Origin of the sequence: Pseudomonas cedrina subsp. cedrina (genome assembly GCF_001983175.1) — a bacterium.
Taxonomy (GTDB): Bacteria; Pseudomonadota; Gammaproteobacteria; order Pseudomonadales; family Pseudomonadaceae; genus Aquipseudomonas; species Aquipseudomonas cedrina.
This window is the reverse complement of sequence record NZ_MNPW01000017.1, coordinates 1-21704: the sequence shown is the minus strand read 5'-3', so window position 1 is coordinate 21704 and position 21704 is coordinate 1. Positions and strand designations below refer to the sequence as shown.

Genomic DNA, 21704 nt, shown 5'->3' with positions numbered 1-21704 from the left:
TGCCATGGCCTCTGCCAAGAGGTCTTGCGTGCAATCCTGAGGGAAAAATAATGACAACAAAACGCAACGCCTTGCTGACTGCCTGCCTGCTTGCTGGTGCGATCGGTGCCGGTTCCGTCTGGGCCCACGGCAACGTGACCCCAACCGCCGTGGAAACCAAGGGCCTCACGCCGATCAAGGACGCCGGCGTGCCGCTGGACGCCGACGGCTGGGCCGCCACCAACCCCTACCGCACCCGCCCCGAACGTGACAAGGCGGTTGAGGTCGGCGCCTCGGCGTACAACCAGAACTGCGCGGCGTGCCATGGCCTGGAAGCCAAGTCCGGCGGAATCGCGCCCGACCTGCGCATGCTCGATGCCGGCGACGCCGGGGATGAATGGTTCGTCGAGCGGGTCCGCCACGGCGCGGTGCGCGATGGCCGGGTGTACATGCCGAAGATGGCCGACTACCTGAGCCAGGAAGCCCTGTGGGCGGTGCGCACCTACCTCGACAGCGTGCACGTCGAGGAGTAAGCCATGCGCCTGCGCGGGTGGTGGATCTGCTGTGTGCCGATGCTGGCCTGGGGCGCGCCCGTCGACCCGGTGCCCTCGGTGATGTGGGCCTACTATCACCAGCTTTTTCTCGCCAATGCACCGTTCGTGTTCGACGAGCGGGTCAAGCTCCTGGCGCCGCCGTTCGCCGAAGATGCGCGCCAGGTACCGTTGGAGATCGATGCCCGCGCATTCAAGGGTGACGTGGTCAAGATCCTCGCCTGGGCCGAACTCAACCCGCTGCCGCAGATCGTCGACTTCCAGCCCATGGAGCGCGTGCTGCCATGGCTGTCGATCCGCGTGCGTATCGAACAGGCCACGCCGTTGCGCGCGACGGTGTTGACCAGGGATGGGCTGTGGCACGTCGGCTCGGCCCTGATCGATGCCGCCGGCGGCGGCTGCACGGCGCCCAGCGTGGTACGCACGCAACCGGGTTGGGAGGACCATCTGGGCGAAGTACTCGGCGGGCGCTACCCGCGCGCAACGTTCAGCCGGGTAAAGCTGCACGTTGCCCACCCGATGGATAACGGCATGGTCAGCGGCATTCCCGAATTTTTCATCAACCATGCCGAATTGCGCAGTGACGACAACCGGCTGTTGGCGCGCATGGAACTGTTCCCCGCCGTCAGCGAAAACCCCAACCTGGCCTTTGATATCGAGGGCCCCGGGCCCACGCGCCTGACCCTGCGCGACACCAGCGGCAGTCAATTCGAGGCGGCCATCCCATGAGCCCGCGCTGGATAATGCTCTGGCTGATCCTGTTCAGCCTGCCGGTGCTGGCCGAGCTGGATTACGGCCTCAAGCCCCGCTTGATCGCCGACGACACCTGGCTGCTGGAAGGCAGCACGGCCAACTTCACCAAGGATAACGGCGGCAACATCGTCAACGTCGGGTTCATCGTCACCGAAGCCGGCGTGGTGGTGATCGACACCGGGCCGTCCAGGCGCTACGGCGAAGCACTGCGCCAGGCCATCGCACGGGTCACCGAAAAGCCGGTGATCCAAGTGTTGCTGACTCACCACCATCCCGACCATGCGCTGGGCAACCAAGCATTCAAGGATGTGCCGATCGGCGCCTTGGCCGGCACCGCGGAGTTGCTGCATGCGCAGGGCGACAGCCTGGCCGAGAACCTGTACCGCCTGGTCGGCGACTGGATGCGCGGCACCGAAGTGGTCCTGCCCGGCGAAGTGCTGCAGGCCGGCGTGAAAACCTTCGGCAGCCACGATCTGCAACTGCTGCATCTGCGCGGCCACACGGGCGCTGACCTGGCGATCCTCGATCGCAAGACCGGCGTGCTGTTCGCCGGTGACCTGGTGTTCTACCAGCGCGCACTCACCACCCCGCATACACCGGGCCTTGCGCAGTGGCAGGCGGACATCGCCACCCTGCAAGGCTTGCCCTGGACGTTGGTGGTGCCTGGCCACGGCCCCATCGCGACCGACGCAAAACCCTTCGAACAGATGCGCGACTACCTCACCTGGCTCGACCACCTGCTGCGCGACGGTGCGGCTCAAGGCCGCGACATGTCCGAGCTGATCCGCAGCCCGATTCCCGAACGTTTCGCGACCATCAACCTGGCGCGCTACGAACTGACCCGCAGCGTGACTCATTTGTACCCGCAGTACGAACGCACCCAGATGCAGCCCATCAATACCCAACAATAAATAGAGGCCTCACCATGATCTACGCACAACCTGGCACCCCCGGCGCCATCGTCAGCTTCAAGCCGCGTTACGGCAATTACATCGGCGGTGAGTTCGTCGCACCGATCAATGGCGAATACTTCACCAATACCTCGCCGGTGACTGGCGAAGTCATCGCCGAATTCCCGCGCTCCAGCGCCGCCGATATCGACAAGGCCCTCGACGCCGCCCATGCCGCCGCCGATGCCTGGGGCAAGACTTCGCCTCAGGACCGTTCCCTGGTGCTGCTGAAAATCGCCGACCGCATCGAGCAACACCTCGAAGTGCTGGCTGTGACCGAAAGCTGGGACAACGGCAAGGCCGTGCGCGAAACCCTCAACGCCGACGTGCCGCTGGCCGCTGACCATTTCCGCTACTTCGCCGGTTGCATCCGCGCCCAGGAAGGCGGCGCCGCCGAGATCAACGAACTGACCGCCGCCTACCACTTCCATGAGCCATTGGGCGTGGTCGGGCAGATCATTCCGTGGAACTTCCCGCTGTTGATGGCTGCGTGGAAACTGGCGCCTGCGCTGGCCGCCGGTAACTGCATCGTGCTCAAGCCGGCCGAGCAGACGCCGCTGTCGATCATGGTGTTCGCCGAACTGATCAATGATTTGCTGCCGCCGGGCGTGCTCAATATCGTCCAGGGCTTCGGCCGCGAAGCGGGGGAGGCGCTGGCCACCAGCAAGCGCATCGCCAAGATCGCCTTTACCGGCTCGACCCCCATCGGCGCGCACATCATGCACGCGGCCGCCGAGAACCTCATTCCTTCTACGGTGGAACTGGGCGGCAAGTCGCCGAACATCTTCTTTGAAGACATCATGCAGGCCGAGCCGCAGTTCATCGAAAAAGCCGCCGAAGGCCTGGTGCTGGCGTTTTTCAACCAGGGCGAAGTGTGCACCTGCCCGTCGCGGGCGCTGGTGCAGGAGTCGATTTACGACGATTTCATGAAAGTGGTGATGAAGAAGATCGTCAAGATCAAGCGTGGCAACCCGCTCGACACCGAAACCATGGTCGGCGCCCAGGCGTCCGAGCAGCAATATGACAAGATCCTCTCCTACCTGAAGATCGCCCAGGAAGAGGGCGCAGTGCTGTTGACCGGCGGCGCGGCCGAGCGTCTGGAGGGCGACCTGGCCAGCGGTTACTACATCCAGCCGACCCTGCTCAAGGGCCACAACAAAATGCGCGTGTTCCAGGAGGAAATCTTCGGGCCGGTGGTGGGTATTACCACCTTCAAGGACGAGGCCGAAGCGCTGGCGATCGCCAACGACAGCGAGTTCGGCCTGGGCGCCGGCCTGTGGACCCGCGACATCAACCGCGCGTACCGCATGGGCCGGGCGATCAAGGCCGGGCGGGTGTGGACCAACTGTTATCACCTGTACCCGGCGCATGCGGCGTTTGGTGGGTATAAAAAATCCGGTGTCGGCCGTGAAAACCACAAGATGATGCTCGACCATTACCAACAGACCAAAAACCTGCTGGTGAGCTACGACATCAACCCGCTGGGGTTCTTCTAACCCCCGCCGATCGTTCCCACGCTCTGCGTGGGTATGCCGCCCCGGACGCTCCGCGTCCCTGCCACAACACAGGTACAAAACTGGCGCGATGGTGACGCAGAGCGTCACAGGATGCATTCCCACGCAGAGCGTGGGAACGATCAAGGTGCATCCGAGACCAATGCATGGCGCCAACTCCTTCGAAAGTAGCATTCGCCGCGCACACGCCCCATGCATTAATGACCCGACCGGAACCCTCCGGCACAACAAGAGGACTGCCCCCCATGTGGACCAAACCGACCTACACCGACCTGCGCATCGGCTTCGAAGTTACGATGTACTTCGCCAACCGCTGACCGCGGGTACTACCAGGAGGATGCCTCTTTGGTCTGATTGCATTCGCAGCCGGATCGGTTAGTGTGGAGCGCATCTTCCAGAATAATAAAAACAGGCTTTCCAATGAGCCCAAACCTGAGCCTCCTGCGTAAATTCGTCTCGCCTGAAATCATCTTTGGTGCCGGCTGCCGACACAACGTCGGCAATTGCGCCAAGACCTTTGGCGCGCGCAAAGTGCTGGTGGTCAGCGACCCCGGCGTGATCGCCGCCGGTTGGGTCGCCGATGTGGAAGCCAGCCTGCAAGCTATCGGTATCGACTATTGCCTGTACAGCGCCGTCTCGCCCAACCCGCGCGTCGAAGAAGTGATGACCGGCGCCGAGGTGTACCGCGAAAACCACTGCGACGTGATCGTGGCCATCGGCGGCGGCAGCCCGATGGACTGCGGCAAGGCCATCGGTATCGTGGTGGCCCATGGGCGCAGCATCCTGGAGTTCGAAGGCGTCGACACCATCCGCGTGCCCAGCCCGCCGCTGATCCTGATCCCCACCACCGCCGGCACCTCGGCGGATGTCTCGCAGTTCGTGATCATTTCCAACCAGCAGGAACGCATGAAGTTCTCCATCGTCAGCAAGGCGGTGGTGCCGGACGTGTCGCTGATCGACCCGGAAACCACCGCCAGCATGGACCCGTTCCTGTCCGCCTGCACCGGCATCGACGCGTTGGTGCATGCCATCGAAGCGTTCGTCTCCACCGGCCACGGCCCGCTGACCGACCCCCATGCGCTGGAAGCGATGCGCCTGATCAACGGCAACCTGGTGCAGATGATCGCCAACCCCGGCGACATCGCCCTGCGCGAAAAAATCATGCTCGGCAGCATGCAGGCCGGGCTGGCGTTTTCCAATGCGATCCTGGGTGCGGTGCACGCGATGTCCCACAGCCTCGGCGGCTTTCTCGATTTGCCTCACGGGCTGTGCAACGCGGTATTGGTGGAACATGTGGTGGCCTTCAATTACAACTCGGCGCCGGAACGCTTCAAAGTGATCGCCGAGACGTTTGGCATCGACTGCCGGGGCCTCAATCATCGGCAGATCTGCGGGCGCCTGGTGGAACACCTGATTGCGCTCAAGCATGCGATTGGCTTCCACGAAACCCTCGGTTTGCATGGGGTGCGCGTGGCCGATATTCCGTTCCTGTCCCAGCATGCGATGCACGACCCATGCATCCTCACCAACCCGAGGGAATCGAGCCAGCGTGACGTCGAGGTCGTCTATGGCGAAGCTCTCTGACGACCAGCAACGCGCGCTCGCGGGCTTGCTCGGGCTGGGCAACCAGTCGGCGCGCAAGAGCCACTATCCCGAGTTGACGGCACGCCTGGATGAACTGGAGGCCGAGCGCAACCGCTACATCCTCCTCAACGATGAGCTGGAGCAGCGTGTCGCGGCGCGCACCGACGAACTGCTGGAGGCCAACCATAACCTGCAGCAGCAGATCGCCCAGCGCGAACAGGTCGAGCAGGACCTGCGCGACGCCCGCGACGCCGCCCAGGCCGCCAACCGCAGCAAGGACAAATACCTGGCCGCGGCCAGCCATGACCTGCTGCAGCCTTTGAATGCGGCGCGGTTGTTGATCGCCACCCTGCGCGAGCGACAGCTGCCCAGCGTTGAGCAGGTGCTGGTGGAGCGCACGCACCAGGCGCTGGAGGGGGCCGAGGACCTGCTCACCGACTTGCTGGATATTTCGCGGCTGGATCAGGCGGCGGTCAAGCCGGACGTGGCGCTGTATCGCCTCGACGAGCTGTTCGCGCCGCTGGTCTCGGAGTTTCAATCGGTGGCCCAGGCGGCCGGGTTGAACCTGCGGGTGCATACCGGCTGCTATGCGATCAGCACCGACCTGCGCCTGCTGACGCGGATCCTGCGTAATTTCCTGAGCAATGCCTGCCGTTATACCGACGAGGGTTGCATCCTGCTCGGCGCGCGCAAGCGCGGCAATGGTTTGCGCCTGGAGGTATGGGACACCGGGCGCGGCATTGCGGCGGACCGGTTGGAGGCAATCTTCCTCGAGTTCAACCAACTCGACGTTGGCCGCGCGGCGGACCGCAAGGGCGTGGGGCTGGGTTTGGCGATTGTCGAGCGTATCGCCGATATCCTCGGGTATCCGGTTGCCGTGCGTTCGTGGCCGGGGCGTGGCTCGATGTTCAGCATCGAAGTGCCCCTGAGTGACGAAATGCCGCTGCCGATCAGCCAACTGCCGGTGCAACCGACCACGGGCAACCCGCTGCCGGGGCGGCGGTTGCTGGTGATCGACAACGAGGTGAGCATCCTTGAAAGCATGCGCGCGTTGCTCGGGCAGTGGGGCTGCGAAGTGGTCACCGCCACCGACCAGGCCGGTGCGTTGCTGGCGTTGCAGGGCAGGGCGCCGGAGTTGATCCTGGCCGATTATCACCTGGACCATGGGGTGGTGGGGTGCCAGGTGGTGCGCCATTTACGCGAGCATTTCGAGCAGAAGATTCCTGCGGTGATCATCACCGCCGACCGCACCGACCAGTGCCGCCGCGCGTTGCGGCGGCTCGACGCACCGCTGTTGAACAAGCCGGTCAAGCCCGGCAAATTGCGCGCGGTCCTGAGCCAGATGCTTGGCTGACGCCACAGCAAACCCAACCCCTATATGGAAGTGGACCTCTGTGGGAGCTGACTTTACATATTTTGTAGTGAGCGGGCTTGCCCCGCGCTGGGCTGCGAAGCGGCCCCAAACCAGGCGAATGGGGTTTGTCTGAAACTGCGCGGCGTCTTTATTGGATTGGGGCGGCTTCGCCACCCAGCGCGGGCGGTGCGACGATTCGACAAGCCCGCTCACTACAAGGAGATTTGTCAGCCTTTGAAGGTTGTGTAGGTACCTATGGCTATCAGCTCCCACATCGGAAGCGGTTGACACCCGTCAACACCGCACCCAGCAGTTTGAGCCATGCTCCGCGCCTGATTTAACGGCCGACGGAGCACCCCATGAACGCCCCCGCAACAACCGCTGCATCATTCAAGTTGCCCCTGGGCCTGGTGTTCGCCGTGCTGGTGATGGTCGGCGTGCTGCTATTGCCGCTGCCCGCCGACTTGCCCGTGGCCGGGCACCGCATGCTGGCGATCCTCGCGTTTGCCGTGGTGGTGTGGATCACTGAAGCAGTGTCCTATGAAGCCAGCGCGATCATGATCACTTCGCTCATGGCGTTTTTGCTCGGCACCGCACCGTCGCTGCAAGACCCCGCGCACCTGATCGGCACCAGCCCGGCGATCAGCATGGCGCTCACCGGTTTCTCCAACCCGGCGCTGGCGCTGGTGGCGGGCGCGCTGTTCATCGCCGCCGCCATGACCCACACCGGCCTGGACCGACGTATCGCGCTGGTCACGCTCAGCCGAGTGGGCACCAGCACCCGGCGCATCCTGCTGGGGGCGATTGCGGTGACCATTCTGCTCAGCCTGGTAGTGCCCAGCGCCACCGCACGCAGTGCCTGTGTGGTGCCGATCATGATGGGCGTGATCGCCGCGTTCGGCGTCGACAAACGCTCGAACATCGCCGCCGGCATCATGATCGTGGTGGCCCAGGGCACCAGCATCTGGAACGTCGGCATCCAGACCGCCGCTGCGCAGAACCTGCTGACGGTCGGTTTCATGGACAAGATGCTCGGCCAGCGCGTGTCGTGGATCGACTGGCTGATCGCCGGCGCGCCGTGGGCGTTGATCATGTCGGCGGTGCTGCTGTTCCTGGTGCTCAAACTGTTGCCGCCGGAAACCGACAGCATCCCGGGGGGTAAAGAGGCGGTGGCACAGTCGCTGGCAGAGATAGGGCCGATGACCGGGCCGCAAAAGCGTCTGTTAAGCGTGTCGGTCCTGCTGCTGCTGGCCTGGGCGACAGAAGGACGGCTGCACAATTTCGACACCACCTCCACGACCTATGCCGGGTTGGTATTCCTGCTGCTGCCGGGCATTGGCGTGATGACCTGGAAGGATGTGCAGTCGCGTATCCCGTGGGGCACGGTCATCGTGTTCGGCGTGGGCATCAGCCTGGGCACGGCGCTGCTGACGACCCAGGCCGGGCAGTGGCTGGGTTCTGCTGTTGTGGCCCACACGGGGCTGGATCAGGTCGGGCCGTTGGGCGTGTTTGCGATCCTTGGCGCGTTCCTGATCCTGATTCACCTGGGGTTCGCCAGCGCCACCGCATTGACCTCGGCGTTGCTGCCGATCCTGATCGCGGTGCTGCAGACCTTACCGGGGGATTTCAGCCGGTTAGGCATGACCATGCTGTTGGGGTTTGTAATGAGCTACGGGTTTATCCTGCCAATCAATGCGCCGCAGAATATGGTGTGCCTGGGGACGGGGACGTTCACGGCGCGGCAGTTTGCCAAGGTGGGGGTTCTGGTGACGTTGATTGGCTATCTACTGATGCTGGTGTTTGCAGCTACGTACTGGAGTTGGTTGGGTTGGGTTTGACTGTGCATTCCATGTGGGAGCTGGCTTGCCTGCGATGGCATCAACTCGGCGTGCCTGATGTACCGGGGTGTCTGCATCGCAGGCAAGCCAGCTCCCACATAAAAGCAGATCGGCAGAGTTCATCAATCTGTTGTTGATTTGCTTTTAATCTTGTCTCAGGTGTCCCGTCAACCAGGCTGTGCGCCTCAAGCATCAAGCCCTCTAACATGGCAAGATGAACTCCTCTCAGGTTTTCCACTCCCTGAGTAAAGGTTCCACCGACTTCCCCCGTCGGTTCATCAAGGCCACTGAATGAACAAATACACCCCCCGCACCTGGGAGCCGCATGAGCGGCCCAGCCTGCCCGGTTCGCCGTCTACGCCGCTGCACCCGACGCACAAGCGCTGGCTGTTCGCGATGGTCGGCGTGCTGGTGGCCATTACCGGTGGGCTGGGGAACGCGCTGGTGATTGCCAACCTGCAATACCTGCAAGGCGCGCTTGGCGCGACCACCGCCGAAATGGCCTGGCTGCCCGCCGCGTACGTGATGACCAATGTGTGCATGAACCTGCTGCTGGTCAAATTTCGCCAGCAGTTCGGCCTGCGCGCGTTTACCGAGGTGTTCCTGGTGCTGTATGCGCTGGTGACTTTCGGGCATTTGTTCGTCAATGACCTCAACTCGGCCATCGCCGTGCGGGCGGCACACGGGATGGTCGGGGCGGCGCTGAGTTCGTTGGGCTTGTACTACATGATCCAGGCCTTCCCGGCCAAGTGGCGCTTGAAGGCGCTGGTGCTGGGCCTGGGCACCGCGCAGTTGGCGTTGCCGCTGGCGCGGTTGTTCTCTGAAGATTTGCTGCAAATTGCCGAATGGCGCGGGCTGTACCTGTTCGAGCTGGGTTTGGCGCTGATCTGCCTGGGGTGCGTGTTCCTGCTCAAGTTGCCCCCGGGCGATCGGTTCAAGACCTTTGAAAAACTCGACTTCCTGACCTTCGCCATCCTCGCCACCGGTGTCGCCTTGCTCTGCGCGGTGCTGTCCCTGGGGCGCATCGACTGGTGGCTGGAAGCACCGTGGATCGGCATCGCCTCGGCCTGTTCCCTGGTGCTGATCATGGCCGGCCTGGCCATCGAGCATAACCGCGCCAACCCGATGCTGATGACCCGCTGGCTGGGCAGCGGCACCATGATTCGCCTGGCGCTGGCGGTGATCCTGATTCGCATGGTGCTGTCCGAACAGTCCACTGGTGCCGTGGGGTTCATGCAGATGTTGAACATGAGCTACCAGCAGATGCACACGCTGTACGTGGTGATGCTGGCCGGGGCGATTGCCGGGTTGGCGGTGAGCGCGCTGACGATCAACCCGGCGCATTTGCTGATGCCCCTGGTGATCTCCCTGGCGCTGATGGCCACCGGCTCGGTGATGGACAGTTTTTCCAGCAACCTGACCCGGCCGCAGAACCTGTACATCAGCCAGTTCCTGCTAGGCTTCGGCGGTACGTTCTTTCTGGGGCCGACCATGGTGCTGGGCACCAAGAACGTGTTGGCCAACCCGCGCAACCTGGTGAGCTTTTCGGTGATGTTCGGTATCTGCCAGAACCTGGGCGGCCTGATCGGCGCGGCGTTGCTGGGAACCTTCCAGATCGTGCGCGAGAAGTATCACTCCAGCATGATCGTCGAGCACCTGACCCTGCTCGACCCGCGTGTGGCCGCGCGGGTGCAGAGCGGCGGTTCCGCCTATGGGGGAATTGCCGCCGACCCCGAGCTGCGCAACCTGATGGGCATTCGCAGCCTGGCCACGGCGGCCACCCGTGAAGCGAACGTGATGGCCTACAACGATGTCTTCATGCTGATCGCGATCATCGCGATCCTGACCATGATCTGGATCTTTATCCGCAGTCTGTGGCTGATGAGCACCACCAAAGCAGCCACTCCCGTTCAACCCAGCGGCGCACCTTCATGACCGAACCCACCACCACGACCACCAACGCAATTGCCTCCACTCCGGAAGGCGCCACCCCGCCGGGCGCAACGGTGACTGAACCGCGTTCCTTGCGGGTGCGCATCTTCTCGTCGCTGGGCTTTGCCGCGATTGCGATTGTCGGCGTGTTGATCGTGCTGTATGCCTGGCAATTGCCGCCGTTCAGCAGTGCGGTGGAGACCACCGAGAATGCTCTGGTACGTGGGCAGGTCACGATCATCGGGCCGCAGCTTAGCGGGTATGTGTTTGAGGTGCCGGTGCAGGATTTCCAGCACGTGAAGGCCGGCGATCTGCTGGTGCGTCTTGATGACCGCATCTACAAACAGCGCCTCGATCAGGCGCTGGCGCAATTGGCGGTGCAGCAGGCGTCTTTGGCGAATGTGGTGCAGCAGCGCAACAGCGCCGAAGCCACGATCAAGCTGCGCCAGGCGGCCTTGGTGGACAGCCAGGCGCAGGCGCGCAAGAGCACCGCCGACTTGCGCCGCAATGAAGCGTTGATCAGCGACGGCTCAGTGTCCAAGCGTGAGCTGGACGTAACCCGCGCCGCCCATGCGCAGACCCTCGCCGCTGTCGCGCAAGCCCAGGCCAGCCTGGAAATCGCCCGGCAGGATTTGCAGACCGTGATCGTCAATCGGGGTTCGCTGGAAGCCGCGGTGGCGAGTGCCGAGGCGGCGGTGGAGCTGGCGCGTATCGACCTGTCCAATACACGCATCACCGCGCCGCGTGACGGCCAGTTGGGGCAGATCGGCGTGCGCCTGGGGGCCTACGTCAATTCCGGCGCGCAGTTGATGGCGCTGGTGCCGCCGCAGCTGTGGGTGATCGCCAACCTGAAAGAAACCCAGATGGACAATGTGCAGGTCGGCCAGCCGGTGACCTTCACCGTCGATGCCCTCAACCACCGCAAATTCCACGGCACGGTGCAGCATATTTCGCCGGCGACCGGCTCGGAGTTCAGCCTGTTGCAGGCGGATAACGCCACCGGCAACTTTGTGAAGATTGCGCAGCGGGTGCCCGTGAGAATCACGGTGGATCCGGGTCAGGCCGAGAGCGAGCGGTTGCGGCCGGGGCTTTCGGTGGTGGTCAGTATCGACACCGCCGGGCGGCTGAAAAACAGCCCGCCCTGACACAACGGGAAGCAAAATTAAATCTGTAGTGAGCGGGCTTGCCCCGCGCTGGGTGGCGAAGCCGCCCTAATAAAATCACCGCCGAGTTACAAGTAACACCGAGTCGCCTGGTTTGGGGCGGCTTCGCCACCCAGCGCGGGCGGTGCGACGATTCGACAAGCCCGCTCACTACAACGGTTTGGTGTCTGAGGCTATCGCAGGCAAATGGGGTGTGTATTTCAGGGTGAAATCGAGGTGGGTTGACTGGCCTGGTTCCAGCAACGTGAGGCCAGGGCGGCCCGGCAGGTGATGGGCGTTCACCGGATGGCTGACCGGCTCGACGCAAAAGAACCCCAACCCCGGCGGGCAGTACAGCAGGAAGTAATCGGCCCCGCTGGCCTGGCAGTCCAGCGCATAACCGAGTTCCGGTTGTTCGATGCGGCAATGCCCGTCCCACTGGCAGAAACCGTTGTCCACCAAGCCTTCGGGCAGGCGTTTGATTGTCTGGAAGTCCCACGCCTCCGGCACGGGTGCCAGCCCGGTGGGCAATTTGGACGCATCACTCATCCACACCTGCGAAGCCTTGGCCTGCAGCCGAGTACCCGCCCGGCGCGGGAAGTAGGGGTGTAACCCCAGGCCATGCCACGCGGCGTGTTCCGCCAGATGGGTCACGCGCAACGCGATGCTCAGTTCACCGTCATTCAACCGAAACCGTTGCTCGGCGCGATAGGCGAACGGCGTGTCGCACTCAACGGCCAACACCACCTCATGCGCCGACTGGCTCACGACCTGCCACGCCTGTTGCCAGGCCGAGCCATGAATCGGCAGCGGGTCGGTGAGGCTGTTGGGCGCCAGCGCCAGCCAGCCGTCGGGATTGGCGAAGCCGCCGTCGCCGATCCGGTTGGACCAGGGGGCCAGGGGATAGCAACCGAGTTTGCCCGGCAAGCCGGTGTTGATTGCCTGCTGGTCACTCGGGCGCAGCAAGGGTTGGCCGTTGGCGCGTACCGTCCAGTTGACGATGCTGCCACCTACAGAGGGCGCCAGGGTGAGGAGGGTGAGTTGATCGCGCAGCTCAAGGAAGGTTGAAGACATGATTTCCCGCCGTATGAAGTAGGACCTGCAACAAGGTTCCATGTGGGAGCTGGCTTGCCTGCGATAGCGGTCTATCAGTCACGAATGTTTCAACTGATAAACCGCTATCGCAGCGGTGCGGCGATCCGACAAGCCAGCTCCCACAGTTGATCTACATTGGGCTGGAGAATGGGTTTACAACACCACGCTCGGCAGCCACAGCGACAGTGCGGGAATGTAGGTCACCGCCATCAACACCATGAACAACACCGCATAAAACGGCAGCAGCGCCTTCACGGTCTTCTCGATACTGACCTTGCCCACCGCCGCGCCCACGAACAGCACCGCGCCCACCGGCGGGGTGATCAGGCCGATGCCCAGGTTCACCAGCATGATCATGCCGAAGTGCACCGGGTCCACACCAATGCCCAGCACCACCGGCAGCAAAATCGGCGTGAGGATCAGGATCAGCGGCGCCATGTCCATCACCGTGCCGAGCAACAGCAGCATGGCGTTGATGCACATCAGGATCACGTAGCGGTTGTCCGACAGGGTCAGGAACATCGTGGTGATTTTCGCCGGAATCTGCATCAGCGTCATGATGTAGCCGAAGCTGGCGGCGAAGGCGATGAGGATCATCACGATGGAAATGGTGCGCACCGTGCGGTGCATCAGCTTGGGCAGCTCGCTCCATTTGTAGTCGCGATAGATGAACATGGTCACGAAGAACGCCCACAGCACGGCAATCGCGGCGGATTCGGTGGCGGTGAAAATACCCGAGAGGATGCCGCCGAGGATGATCACCATGGCCATCAGGCCCCAGAGCGCGTCGGCGGCGATTTTCAGCGCCTGCTTCAGCGGAATGACTTCACCTTTGGGGTAGTCGCGCTTCCTCGCGAAAATCAGGCACAACACCATCAGGCACGCGCTCATCAGCAGGCCCGGCACCACGCCGGCCATGAACAGCGAGGCGATCGAGACCGTACCGCCGGCCGCCAGGGAGTAGAGCACCGAGTTGTGGCTGGGTGGCGTCAGCAGCGCTTGCACCGAGCCGCTGACGGTCACGGCCGTGGCGAATTCACGCGGGTAGCCACGGCGCTCCATTTCCGGGATCAGCACCGAACCGACCGAGGCGGTATCGGCCACCGACGAGCCGGAAATCGCGCCGAAAAACGTCGAGGCCATGATGTTCACCAACGACAGGCCGCCGCGCACGAAGCCCACCAGCACCCCGGCAAAGGCCACCAGCCGCCGCGACATGCCGCCCTCGGCCATGATCGCCCCGGCCAGCACGAAGAACGGAATGGCCATCAGCGAAAACTTGTTCACCCCGCCGGCGACCTGAATCATCAGGGCCTGGAACGGGATGTCGATCCACCACGCGCCGATCAGCGCCGACAACCCCAGGGCATAGGCCACCGGCATGCCGATCAGGATCAAGGCGATAAAACTGCCCAACAGAATCAACGCGTCCATATCAGGCGGCCCCTTCGCTTTCTTCTACCAGGTCAAAACGTACGACCCGACGGTTGCTCTGGTCACCGAGCAGGAGTTTTTCCACCACAAAGATCAGGGTCAGCAGCCCACCGATCGGGATCGGCATGTAGGTGATGCCCACGCGCAGGGTGGGAATGGCGCTCATGAACTGGTTCCAGGTGGACAGGCACAGCTTGGTGCCCCAGATGGTCATGAACAGGCAGATGGTGCCCATCAGCAGTTGCGAGACGATACCGACAATTCGCCGCTGCTCGGCCGGCAGACGGTCGGTGACCATGGCCACCGACATGTGCGCGCCGGCGCGGTAGCTGGCGGCTGCACCGATGAAGGTAAATACCAGCATCAATAGGATGGCGGTGGGCTCGGGCCAACTGGAACCGGTACCGAGGACATAGCGGGCGAAAATGCCCCAGGGAATGATCAGTGCCACCCCCAATACCGAGAGGCCGGCGACCCAGATGCAGGTCATGTAGATGCGGTCGTTGATACGCAGCAGTAAATTCTTCATGGCGTTCACCGTAACCGGGCGCGTCGGTACCGACCGCGCCAGGCCTAGCTAGGGGGAGGGTGCTTACTGGACCGCGTCGATCCGCTTGACGATGTCAGCGTAAGGCGCGCCGTACTTGGCGCGAACCGCAGCGGTGGCGTCATAGAAGGGCTTTTTGTCGACGGTGATGAACTCGACACCGGCGGCCTTGAGCTTGGCCTCACTGCTGGCGGACTTGGCATCCCACAACACGCGCTCATCAGCCTGGGCGGCCTTGGCGGCTTTTTTCACCATGTCCTGCTGGGCGGGGGTGAGTTTGTTCCAGGTGATTTTCGACATCACGATGGGTTCGGGCAGGATCAAGTGCTCGGTGAGGGTGTAGTACTTGGCGTTCTGGTAGTGGTTGTGCTCCAGCAGGGTCGGCGGGTTGTTTTCCGCGCCGTCGATCACGCCGGTCTGCAGGGCACTGAAGATCTCGCCGGTGTCCATGGCGATGCCGTTGGCGCCCATGGCGTTGAAGGCTTCGATGAACAGCGGGTTGCCTTGTACACGAATCTTCATGCCCTTGAGGTCTTCGATCTTGCGCACCGGTTTCTTGGTGTAGAGGTTGCGCGTGCCGCCGTCCATCCAGGCCAGGGCGACCAGGCCGAATTCGGAGTCGGTGATCTTGGCGAGGATTTCATCGCCGATCTCGCCGTCGATGACCTTGCGCATATGCGCCTGGTCACGGAACACGAAGGGCAGGTTGAATACGTTCACGTCCGGCACCACCGGGCCGACGATGCCGAGGCTGACGCGGGTCATCTGCACCGCGCCGACCTGGGCCTGTTCGACGACCTCCTTCTCGGAACCCAGGACGCCGCCGGGGAAGTACTTGAAGGTCAGTTCGCCGTTGCTTTCCTTGGTCAGGGCCTTGCCCATGTTTTCTTCGGCTACGACGGTGGGGTAGCCGGCGGGGTGGATGTCGGCGAATTTGATTTCCAGCGCGTGGGCGGCGCTGCAGAGGGTCAAGCATGCAGCGGCGAGCAAGGTGCGTTTGAAGTCCATGGGGTTTCATTCCTGTCTTGTTATTGTTGTGTTCAAGGCACAGCGATGCAGCTAGAGGGTGAACGTGGGCTCCGGCAATCCGGTGACGCCGGGGTTGAGAGCAAACACGCCGCCGGACAGCGACTGCTCACTCGGGTCATCACGGATCGAGGTGACGAACAGGGTGTCCAGGCGACTGCCACCAAAGGCGCACATGGTGGGTTTTTTCACCGGGACGGTGAGGGAACGGTCGAGGCGACCGTCGGGGGTGAAACGGTGGACCAGCCCGGCGTCGTTGGCGCAGATCCAGTAACAGCCCTCGGCGTCCACGGCGGCGCCGTCGGGGCGGCCGAGGTGCTGGTGCATATCCACGAACACGCGGCGATTGGACGGCGTGCCGGTGTCGATGTCGTAGTCGAACGCCCAGACCTGCTGCACCAACGGGTGCGAGTCCGAGGCATACATCGTGCGGCCATCGGGGCTGAATGCCAGGCCGTTGAGGGTGATGAAACCGTTCAGTTGGGCATGGGGCGCCGAGCCGGCTGCGTAGCGATACAAGATGCCTTCGGCTGCGTTCAGGCCCATGTTCAGCACCATGCTGCCGGCCCAGAAACGGCCCTGGCGATCACAACGGCCGTCATTCAGGCGCATGTCCGGGCGTGGGTGCGTGATGCTCGCCAGGGGCGTGGTGTCGAGGCTGCCGTCGCTGTGCGCGGTGAGCTGGAAGAAGCCGGTTTCCATCCCGGCGACCCAGTTGCCCGCATCGGTGCGGGCAATGCAGGCGAGCATCTGCGGGGCTGTCCACGCGGCAATGTGCCCGGTGGCGGCGCTCCAGCGTTGCAGGCCGCCGTTGGGGATATCCACCCAGTACAGCGCGTTTTCCTCGGGCACCCACACCGGGCATTCGCCCACGGCATTGCGGGCGTCGACGATCAGTTCAGCAGTCATGGCCAGTCATTCCCTTGGTTGGTGTGAACTCAGTCACCGAACGGTCCGGCCGCGCAGAACGCACCGCCCTGATAAACCTTGGCCGGGTCGTTGTCGGCCACCGGTGGCTGGCTTTCGACCTGGGCGCGGAACACTTCGGAGCTGTCCTTGGGCGCGAAGCCCAGGTGCGCGGCGTAGCGGTTGTCCCACCATGTGTCGAGGTTATCCGACATGCCATAGACCACGGTGTGGCCGACGTTTGGCGTGTACAGCGCACGCTCGAGCAACTGGGTCAGGTCGTCGAAGCTCAGCCAGGTGTGCATCATCCGGCGGTTCTGCGGTTCCGGGAACGAGGAGCCGATGCGGATGCTGACGGTCTCGATGCCGTAGCGGTCGAAGTAGAAACTGGCCATGTCTTCGCCGTAGGACTTGGACAGGCCGTAATAGCTGTCCGGACGGCGCGGGGAGCGGGCGTCGATTTTTTCGCCCTGTTTGTAAAAGCCGATCACATGGTTGGAACTGGCAAAGATCACGCGCTTCACACCGTGACGCCGCGCGGCTTCGTAGATGTGGAAAACGCCGCTGATGTTGGCGCCGAGCACTTCTTCGAAAGGACGCTCCACCGAGACGCCACCGAAGTGCAGGATCGCGTCGACGCCTTCTACCAGGTGGTGCACGGCTTGTTTGTCGGAGAGGTCGCAGGGCTGGACTTCTTCGGACGCGTCGGCAGCCGGGGCCATGTCGGCGATGTCCGACAGGCGCAGTACCTTGGCATACGGACGCAGGCGTTCGCGCAGGACTTTGCCGAGGCCGCCGGCGGCACCGGTGAGCAGCAGGCGGTTGAACGGAGCTTGGGTGGTGGTGGTCATGGGGATTCCAATTTTTTGTTGTAGGTTGTCGTATGACTAGGTCGAAGTATTGTTAGGCGGCCCCAGGTTGTCAACGTTCTACTGGTGAATGCAATTCAAATGTGGGAGCTGGCTTGCCTGCGATAGCGGTGTATCAGTTGACACATCAGTGGCTGAAACACCGCTATCGCAGGCAAGCCAGCTCCCACAGGGTACGAGTTACAACAACGAGATCGGATAGCTGACGAAAATCCGGTTCTCATCGAACTCGTTATTGCTGAAGTCTCGACGGATGGTCGCGTTGCGCCATTTCACGTTGAGGTTCTTCAGCGCGCCGCTCTGCACGGTGTAGGCCAGCTCGGATTCGCGGCCCCATTCCTTGCCATCGGTGATCGCCCCGGTGTGCACGTTGCTGCCGCTGATATAGCGGTTCATCAGGGTCAGCCCCGGCACGCCGAGCACCACGAAGTTGAAGTCATGGCGCACCTGCCAGGATTTTTCCTTGGCGTTATCGTAGCTGGCGTTGTAGCTGTCGTTGGCCAGGGTGCCGCCGCTGGTGCCGTTGATGCGCATCCAGGCGCTGTCGCCGGTGAGTTTTTGCAGGCCGACGTAGAAGGTGTTGCCGTTGTATTTGGCCGAGAGCAGGGCGAACGCGGTTTTGTTGTCGAGGTCGCCGGCCAGGGCGCTGCCGTCTTCCTTGCCGTTGAAGAAGCCGAGGTTGGCGCCCAGGGTCCAGTCACCCACGGGTTGGCTGTGGGTCAGGTTGAAATACTGCTGCTGGTAGATATCGGTGAGTTCGGCGTACCAGACGCCGACCTGGGTGCGTTTGTCGTTGAAGGTGTATTCGCCGCCGCCGAAGTTGAAACGGTCCGAAGTGAACGCCGCGCGGCCGTTCATGAACATGTCTTCCATGCTCGCGTCGTTGCGCGGGCTGTTGCCACGAAATTGCCCGCCGTAGAGGGTCAACCCGGCGATTTCGTTGGAGGTGACCTGGCCGCCACGAAAGGTCTGGGGCAGCGAGCGGCCATCGTCGGAGCGCAGGATCGGCAGCACCGGCATCCATTCGCCGACCTTCAGTTCGGTCTTCGACAGTTTGGTTTTCAGTGCAACGCCCAGACGCCCGAAGTTATCGGCGGGGCGGCCATCGTCGTGGATCGGCAGCAACTGCGTACCGCCGGTGCCTTTACCGCCATCGAGCTTTTGCGAGTACAGGCCCAGCACATCGATCCCGAAACCTACGGTGCCCTGGGTAAAGCCGGACTTGGTATCCAGGATGAAACTCTGGGTCCATTCTTCGGCTTTGCCCTGGGGGTTGGTCGGGTTGGTGAAGTTGCGATTGAAGTAGGCGTTACGCAAGTTGAGCGTGGCCTTGGCGTCGTCGACGAAACCTTCGGCGTGGGCGCCGAGGGGGAAGGTAAGGGCGAGGCTGCCAAGACTGATGAGACCGAGACACGAGGAGGAATTGCGGACGGATTGACGCACAGTGATGCTCCCTTTCTTTTGTTGTTTTTATTATTTGTTATACGTTGTCGTACAACATTGAGCGGGATATTTGCGGGGTTTTGCAGGCGTGTCAAGGGGAAGTTATACGATGATTAAAATCGTCGCGGATTAGGACGGGCACGGTCAATGTGGGAGCTGGCTTGCCTGCGATAGCATCGCCGCGACATGCCTGCCAGATCGAGGCGTCTGCATCGCAGGCAAGCCAGCTCCCACACTGAATGCATTTCAACAGGCGTATTCAACCGGCCATAACCATCGGAGGCAGAGTGCCCAGCAGCGAAACCGCCGCCACCGCTGCAACACCTAGTAACCATTCCGTCATCACACTGGCCTTCAAACTGCCCAGGCGTTGCTCGCAACGTTCGATGCGCAGCCGATTCAGCAGCGCCAGTGCCAGCATCCCCCCGACCAACATCACCTTGATCAACAGAATCAGCGCAAACCCGCTGAACAAGGGCGTTGGCCACAATTGCCCGGTGAGTACGCGCACATTGATCAACCCGGTCACCAGCAACCCGGCGACCAGGCCATAACCCACACCGCTGAAACGTCGCAGGATCGGCTCCAGCGCCACGCCTTGCGGCTGCCGCAGGATCAACACCAGCAACAGCAACCCACCGAGCCACGCACCGACGCACACCAGGTGCACCGCCTGGTTGAGGATCAGCAATTGCCCGCTGAGCCCGTCGAGCATGGCGCCGTGGCCGACCGGTGCCAGCGTCGCCAGCAGCAACGCGATGAGCGGCAGGTGCAGTGCCTGCCAGGGTTTGACCAGCACGATCACCAGCAACAGGTTGAGCAACAGATGCCACACCCACACCTGGCCAAAAAACGTCTTGCCCAGTACCAACTGCACGGTGGTCGGCTGCAAGGCGGCGTCCCAACTGCCGGCCATGCTGGCGGTGATCAACAAGAGCCAGGCCACGCCGGTGAACAACCCCACCGCGGCCAGGCCACGGGTGAGACGCGTGAGTTGCCGGTCCAGCCCCGGCTGCGGTGCGGCACCCAACAGCCAGGGCCTGAACGCACAGGCCCCGAACATCAGCAACACGACGGTGAAATGCACGAAGCGGCACAGCACCAACAGCGTCACCATGGATTACTGGCCGACCTTGAAGCGGTATTCGCCGCTGCTCTTGTGAGTGTCGACCGAGACCGCATTCCACACCACTTTGTAGTGGCCGGTCGCGAGCGGGGCGGCCGGGGTGACCACCAAGACCTTCTTGTCCGCGTCCGGGGTTTCCAGGCCTTTTATCGCGACTTCAGTGCCGTCCTTGCTCAGCGACACCTTGGTGAAGGTCGCCTCGACGCCTTCGCTGAAGGTCAGGCGCAAATCTTTGGGCGCCGCGACGCTGCTGTCGGCCGCCGGTTCCGAGCGTTGAAGGTGTGCATGGGCAAACGCCGCCGAAGCACCCAGCAGGGAAGCGAACAGGGCGACGGTGGTCAGGGCTTGCTTGATCAACATTGTGCAATACCAATCAATGGGTAGGAGCGGGCAGTGTACGAAGTTTCGACTGCGCCTGTCGCCCCGATCTAGAGCGGGTGGTAGTCTTTGGCGTATGTCTTTGTCAGGGAGCCCTTATGGGCAATCACAAGATCGGAATTCGTCGGGCCAACGTCGAGAAAATCCTGCTGGCGGCGGAGAAGATCTTCGCCGAAAAAGGCTATGGCAGCACCGCCATGGCCGACATCGCTGAACAAGCGCAACTGCCGCGTTCCAACCTGCATTATTACTTCACCACCAAGAGCGAGCTGTACAGCGCGGTACTGTTCGACCTGCTGGAAGTATGGAAGCAGGACGCCCTGAGCTTCGAAACCTTCGATGACCCTCGGGTGGTGCTCAGCAGTTACATTCGCGCCAAGATGCAGCGCTCGCGCACCCGGCCCTATGGCTCGAAAGTCTGGGCCAACGAAATCATCCATGGCGCGCCCACCCTCGGTGAGGCGCTGGATGAAAGCCTGTACGACTGGGCCAAAATGAAAGAAGCGAAAATTCGCCAATGGGTGGAAGACAAACGCATCCTGCCGGTGGAACCGTCGAGCCTGCTGTATATGATCTGGGCCTCGACCCAGCACTATGCCGACTTTGATCATCAGGTGAAGATTTTGAATGATCATCAGCCGTTGTCGGATATGCAGTTCGAGAGGGCGATACAGACGGTGACGGGGGTGATATTGCGGGGGATTGGGTTGGAGCCTTGAGCTTTGGGGGTGAGGGAGCTTGGGCCGTGGCGGCCTTAGAGCCGACCGTTAGTTGCTGTCGGTCCGGTTCAAAATGTGGGAGCTGGCTTGCCTGCGATGCAGACACCCCGGTACATCAGGCACACCGAGTTGATGCCATCGCAGGCAAGCCAGCTCCCACAGAAAAGCAGATCGGTGAGTGCCACCTAACCTGCTCTTGATCTGCTCTTGATCTGCTCTTGATCTGGTTTTTGATCTGGTTTTTGATCTGGTTTTTGATCTGGTTTTTGACCTTGATCTTGATTTTGATCTCAGGCGCCCCGTCAACCACGCTGGCCGGAGTGAGGGCACACCGAGCCCAAGCGAGGTGCCGAGTGGTGGGGCAAGAGCCCTTTGGTTACTTTGGGGCTTTTCCAAAGTGACCCGCCGTAAGGGCCAGCCCTTTCAAGGTCTTTTGGTTTTAGCGGCCTTAAGCACCCGATCCGTCGACACGTGGGCATTTGCGGCTTTGCCTTCAAGCCACTGTTTGGGCTTGGGCACCTTCGGACCTCGCTTGCTCTTGACGACAGCTTTGGGCTGAATATT

The 21704-nt window shown here is 62.4% G+C and carries 20 protein-coding genes and 1 pseudogene; 11 read left to right on the top strand and 10 right to left on the bottom strand.

What is annotated here, in order from left to right; genetic code table 11:
• Window positions 1-50 precede the first annotated feature (50 nt).
• The 10 genes from pedF to BLL36_RS27000 all read left to right on the top strand — a co-directional run bounded on the left by pedF (window position 51) and on the right by BLL36_RS27000 (window position 11600).
• The gene (gene pedF, locus BLL36_RS27050) at window positions 51-512 is read left to right on the top strand and encodes a cytochrome c-550 PedF (protein WP_076954669.1); all 462 of its coding nucleotides are present in this window, start codon (window positions 51-53) and stop codon (window positions 510-512) included.
• Window positions 513-515: 3 nt separating this feature from the next.
• Window positions 516-1259, top strand: a complete 744-nt coding sequence (locus tag BLL36_RS27045; RefSeq protein ID WP_076954668.1) for a quinoprotein dehydrogenase-associated SoxYZ-like carrier — start codon at window positions 516-518, stop codon at window positions 1257-1259.
• Window positions 1256-2194 carry a quinoprotein relay system zinc metallohydrolase 1 gene (locus BLL36_RS27040; RefSeq protein WP_076954667.1) on the top strand — a complete coding sequence of 313 codons (939 nt, stop codon included), beginning with the start codon at window positions 1256-1258 and terminating at the stop codon, window positions 2192-2194. Before BLL36_RS27045 ends, BLL36_RS27040 begins: the two co-directional genes overlap by 4 nt.
• A 14-nt stretch (window positions 2195-2208) precedes the next feature.
• Window positions 2209-3729 carry an acetaldehyde dehydrogenase ExaC gene (exaC, locus tag BLL36_RS27035; protein ID WP_076954666.1) on the top strand — a complete coding sequence of 507 codons (1521 nt, stop codon included), beginning with the start codon at window positions 2209-2211 and terminating at the stop codon, window positions 3727-3729.
• Window positions 3730-3992: 263 nt separating this feature from the next.
• Entirely contained in the window at window positions 3993-4064 is a 72-nt protein-coding gene (pqqA, locus tag BLL36_RS30835) for a pyrroloquinoline quinone precursor peptide PqqA (RefSeq protein ID WP_124086857.1), read from the top strand.
• Window positions 4065-4167: 103 nt separating this feature from the next.
• Window positions 4168-5331, top strand: a complete 1164-nt coding sequence (ercA, locus tag BLL36_RS27020; RefSeq protein WP_076954664.1) for an alcohol dehydrogenase-like regulatory protein ErcA — start codon at window positions 4168-4170, stop codon at window positions 5329-5331.
• Window positions 5315-6685, top strand: coding sequence for an ATP-binding response regulator (locus tag BLL36_RS27015; RefSeq protein WP_076954663.1), 1371 nt, complete (start codon window positions 5315-5317; stop codon window positions 6683-6685). Before ercA ends, BLL36_RS27015 begins: the two co-directional genes overlap by 17 nt.
• 359 nt (window positions 6686-7044) lie before the next feature.
• Complete coding sequence (locus BLL36_RS27010; protein ID WP_076954662.1) at window positions 7045-8523, top strand: DASS family sodium-coupled anion symporter; 1479 nt, start codon at window positions 7045-7047, stop codon at window positions 8521-8523.
• A 291-nt stretch (window positions 8524-8814) separates the two neighbouring features.
• Window positions 8815-10458 carry an MFS transporter gene (locus BLL36_RS27005; RefSeq protein WP_076954661.1) on the top strand — a complete coding sequence of 548 codons (1644 nt, stop codon included), beginning with the start codon at window positions 8815-8817 and terminating at the stop codon, window positions 10456-10458.
• Complete coding sequence (locus tag BLL36_RS27000) at window positions 10455-11600, top strand: HlyD family secretion protein (protein ID WP_076954660.1); 1146 nt, start codon at window positions 10455-10457, stop codon at window positions 11598-11600. The genes BLL36_RS27005 and BLL36_RS27000 overlap by 4 nt, the downstream gene beginning before the upstream one ends.
• A 168-nt stretch (window positions 11601-11768) precedes the next feature.
• On the opposite strand, the gene BLL36_RS26995 is transcribed toward BLL36_RS27000, so the two are convergent.
• The 9 genes from BLL36_RS26995 to copC form a co-directional block, all read right to left on the bottom strand.
• Window positions 11769-12671 (bottom strand): aldose 1-epimerase, encoded by a 903-nt coding sequence (locus BLL36_RS26995; protein ID WP_076954659.1) that lies wholly within the window; start codon window positions 12669-12671, stop codon window positions 11769-11771.
• 174 nt (window positions 12672-12845) lie between these two features.
• The gene (locus BLL36_RS26990) at window positions 12846-14126 is read right to left on the bottom strand and encodes a TRAP transporter large permease (RefSeq protein ID WP_076954658.1); all 1281 of its coding nucleotides are present in this window, start codon (window positions 14124-14126) and stop codon (window positions 12846-12848) included.
• 1 nt (window position 14127) lies between these two features.
• Window positions 14128-14655, bottom strand: a complete 528-nt coding sequence (locus tag BLL36_RS26985) for a TRAP transporter small permease (RefSeq protein WP_076954657.1) — start codon at window positions 14653-14655, stop codon at window positions 14128-14130.
• A gap of 63 nt (window positions 14656-14718) precedes the next feature.
• The gene (locus BLL36_RS26980; RefSeq protein ID WP_076954656.1) at window positions 14719-15681 is read right to left on the bottom strand and encodes a TRAP transporter substrate-binding protein; all 963 of its coding nucleotides are present in this window, start codon (window positions 15679-15681) and stop codon (window positions 14719-14721) included.
• Window positions 15682-15732: 51 nt separating this feature from the next.
• Window positions 15733-16608, bottom strand: a complete 876-nt coding sequence (locus BLL36_RS26975; RefSeq protein WP_076954655.1) for an SMP-30/gluconolactonase/LRE family protein — start codon at window positions 16606-16608, stop codon at window positions 15733-15735.
• 29 nt (window positions 16609-16637) lie between these two features.
• A complete protein-coding gene (locus BLL36_RS26970) occupies window positions 16638-17456 on the bottom strand; it encodes an NAD-dependent epimerase/dehydratase family protein (RefSeq protein ID WP_076954654.1) in 819 nt (272 codons plus the stop codon).
• A gap of 198 nt (window positions 17457-17654) precedes the next feature.
• Window positions 17655-18917, bottom strand: coding sequence for an OprD family porin (locus BLL36_RS26965; RefSeq protein ID WP_076954653.1), 1263 nt, complete (start codon window positions 18915-18917; stop codon window positions 17655-17657).
• 259 nt (window positions 18918-19176) lie between these two features.
• Window positions 19177-20034 (bottom strand): copper homeostasis membrane protein CopD, encoded by an 858-nt coding sequence (copD, locus tag BLL36_RS26960; RefSeq protein ID WP_076954652.1) that lies wholly within the window; start codon window positions 20032-20034, stop codon window positions 19177-19179.
• Between the two features lie 3 nt (window positions 20035-20037).
• Window positions 20038-20403 carry a copper homeostasis periplasmic binding protein CopC gene (gene copC / locus BLL36_RS26955; protein ID WP_076954651.1) on the bottom strand — a complete coding sequence of 122 codons (366 nt, stop codon included), beginning with the start codon at window positions 20401-20403 and terminating at the stop codon, window positions 20038-20040.
• A 116-nt stretch (window positions 20404-20519) separates the two neighbouring features.
• On the opposite strand from copC, the gene BLL36_RS26950 reads away from it, so the two are divergent.
• On the top strand, window positions 20520-21140 hold the full coding sequence (locus BLL36_RS26950; RefSeq protein WP_076954650.1) for a TetR/AcrR family transcriptional regulator: 621 nt from the start codon (window positions 20520-20522) through the stop codon (window positions 21138-21140).
• 423 nt (window positions 21141-21563) lie between these two features.
• On the opposite strand, the pseudogene BLL36_RS30830 reads toward BLL36_RS26950, so the two are convergent.
• A pseudogene (locus BLL36_RS30830) lies at window positions 21564-21704 on the bottom strand (IS4 family transposase); the annotation flags it as partial.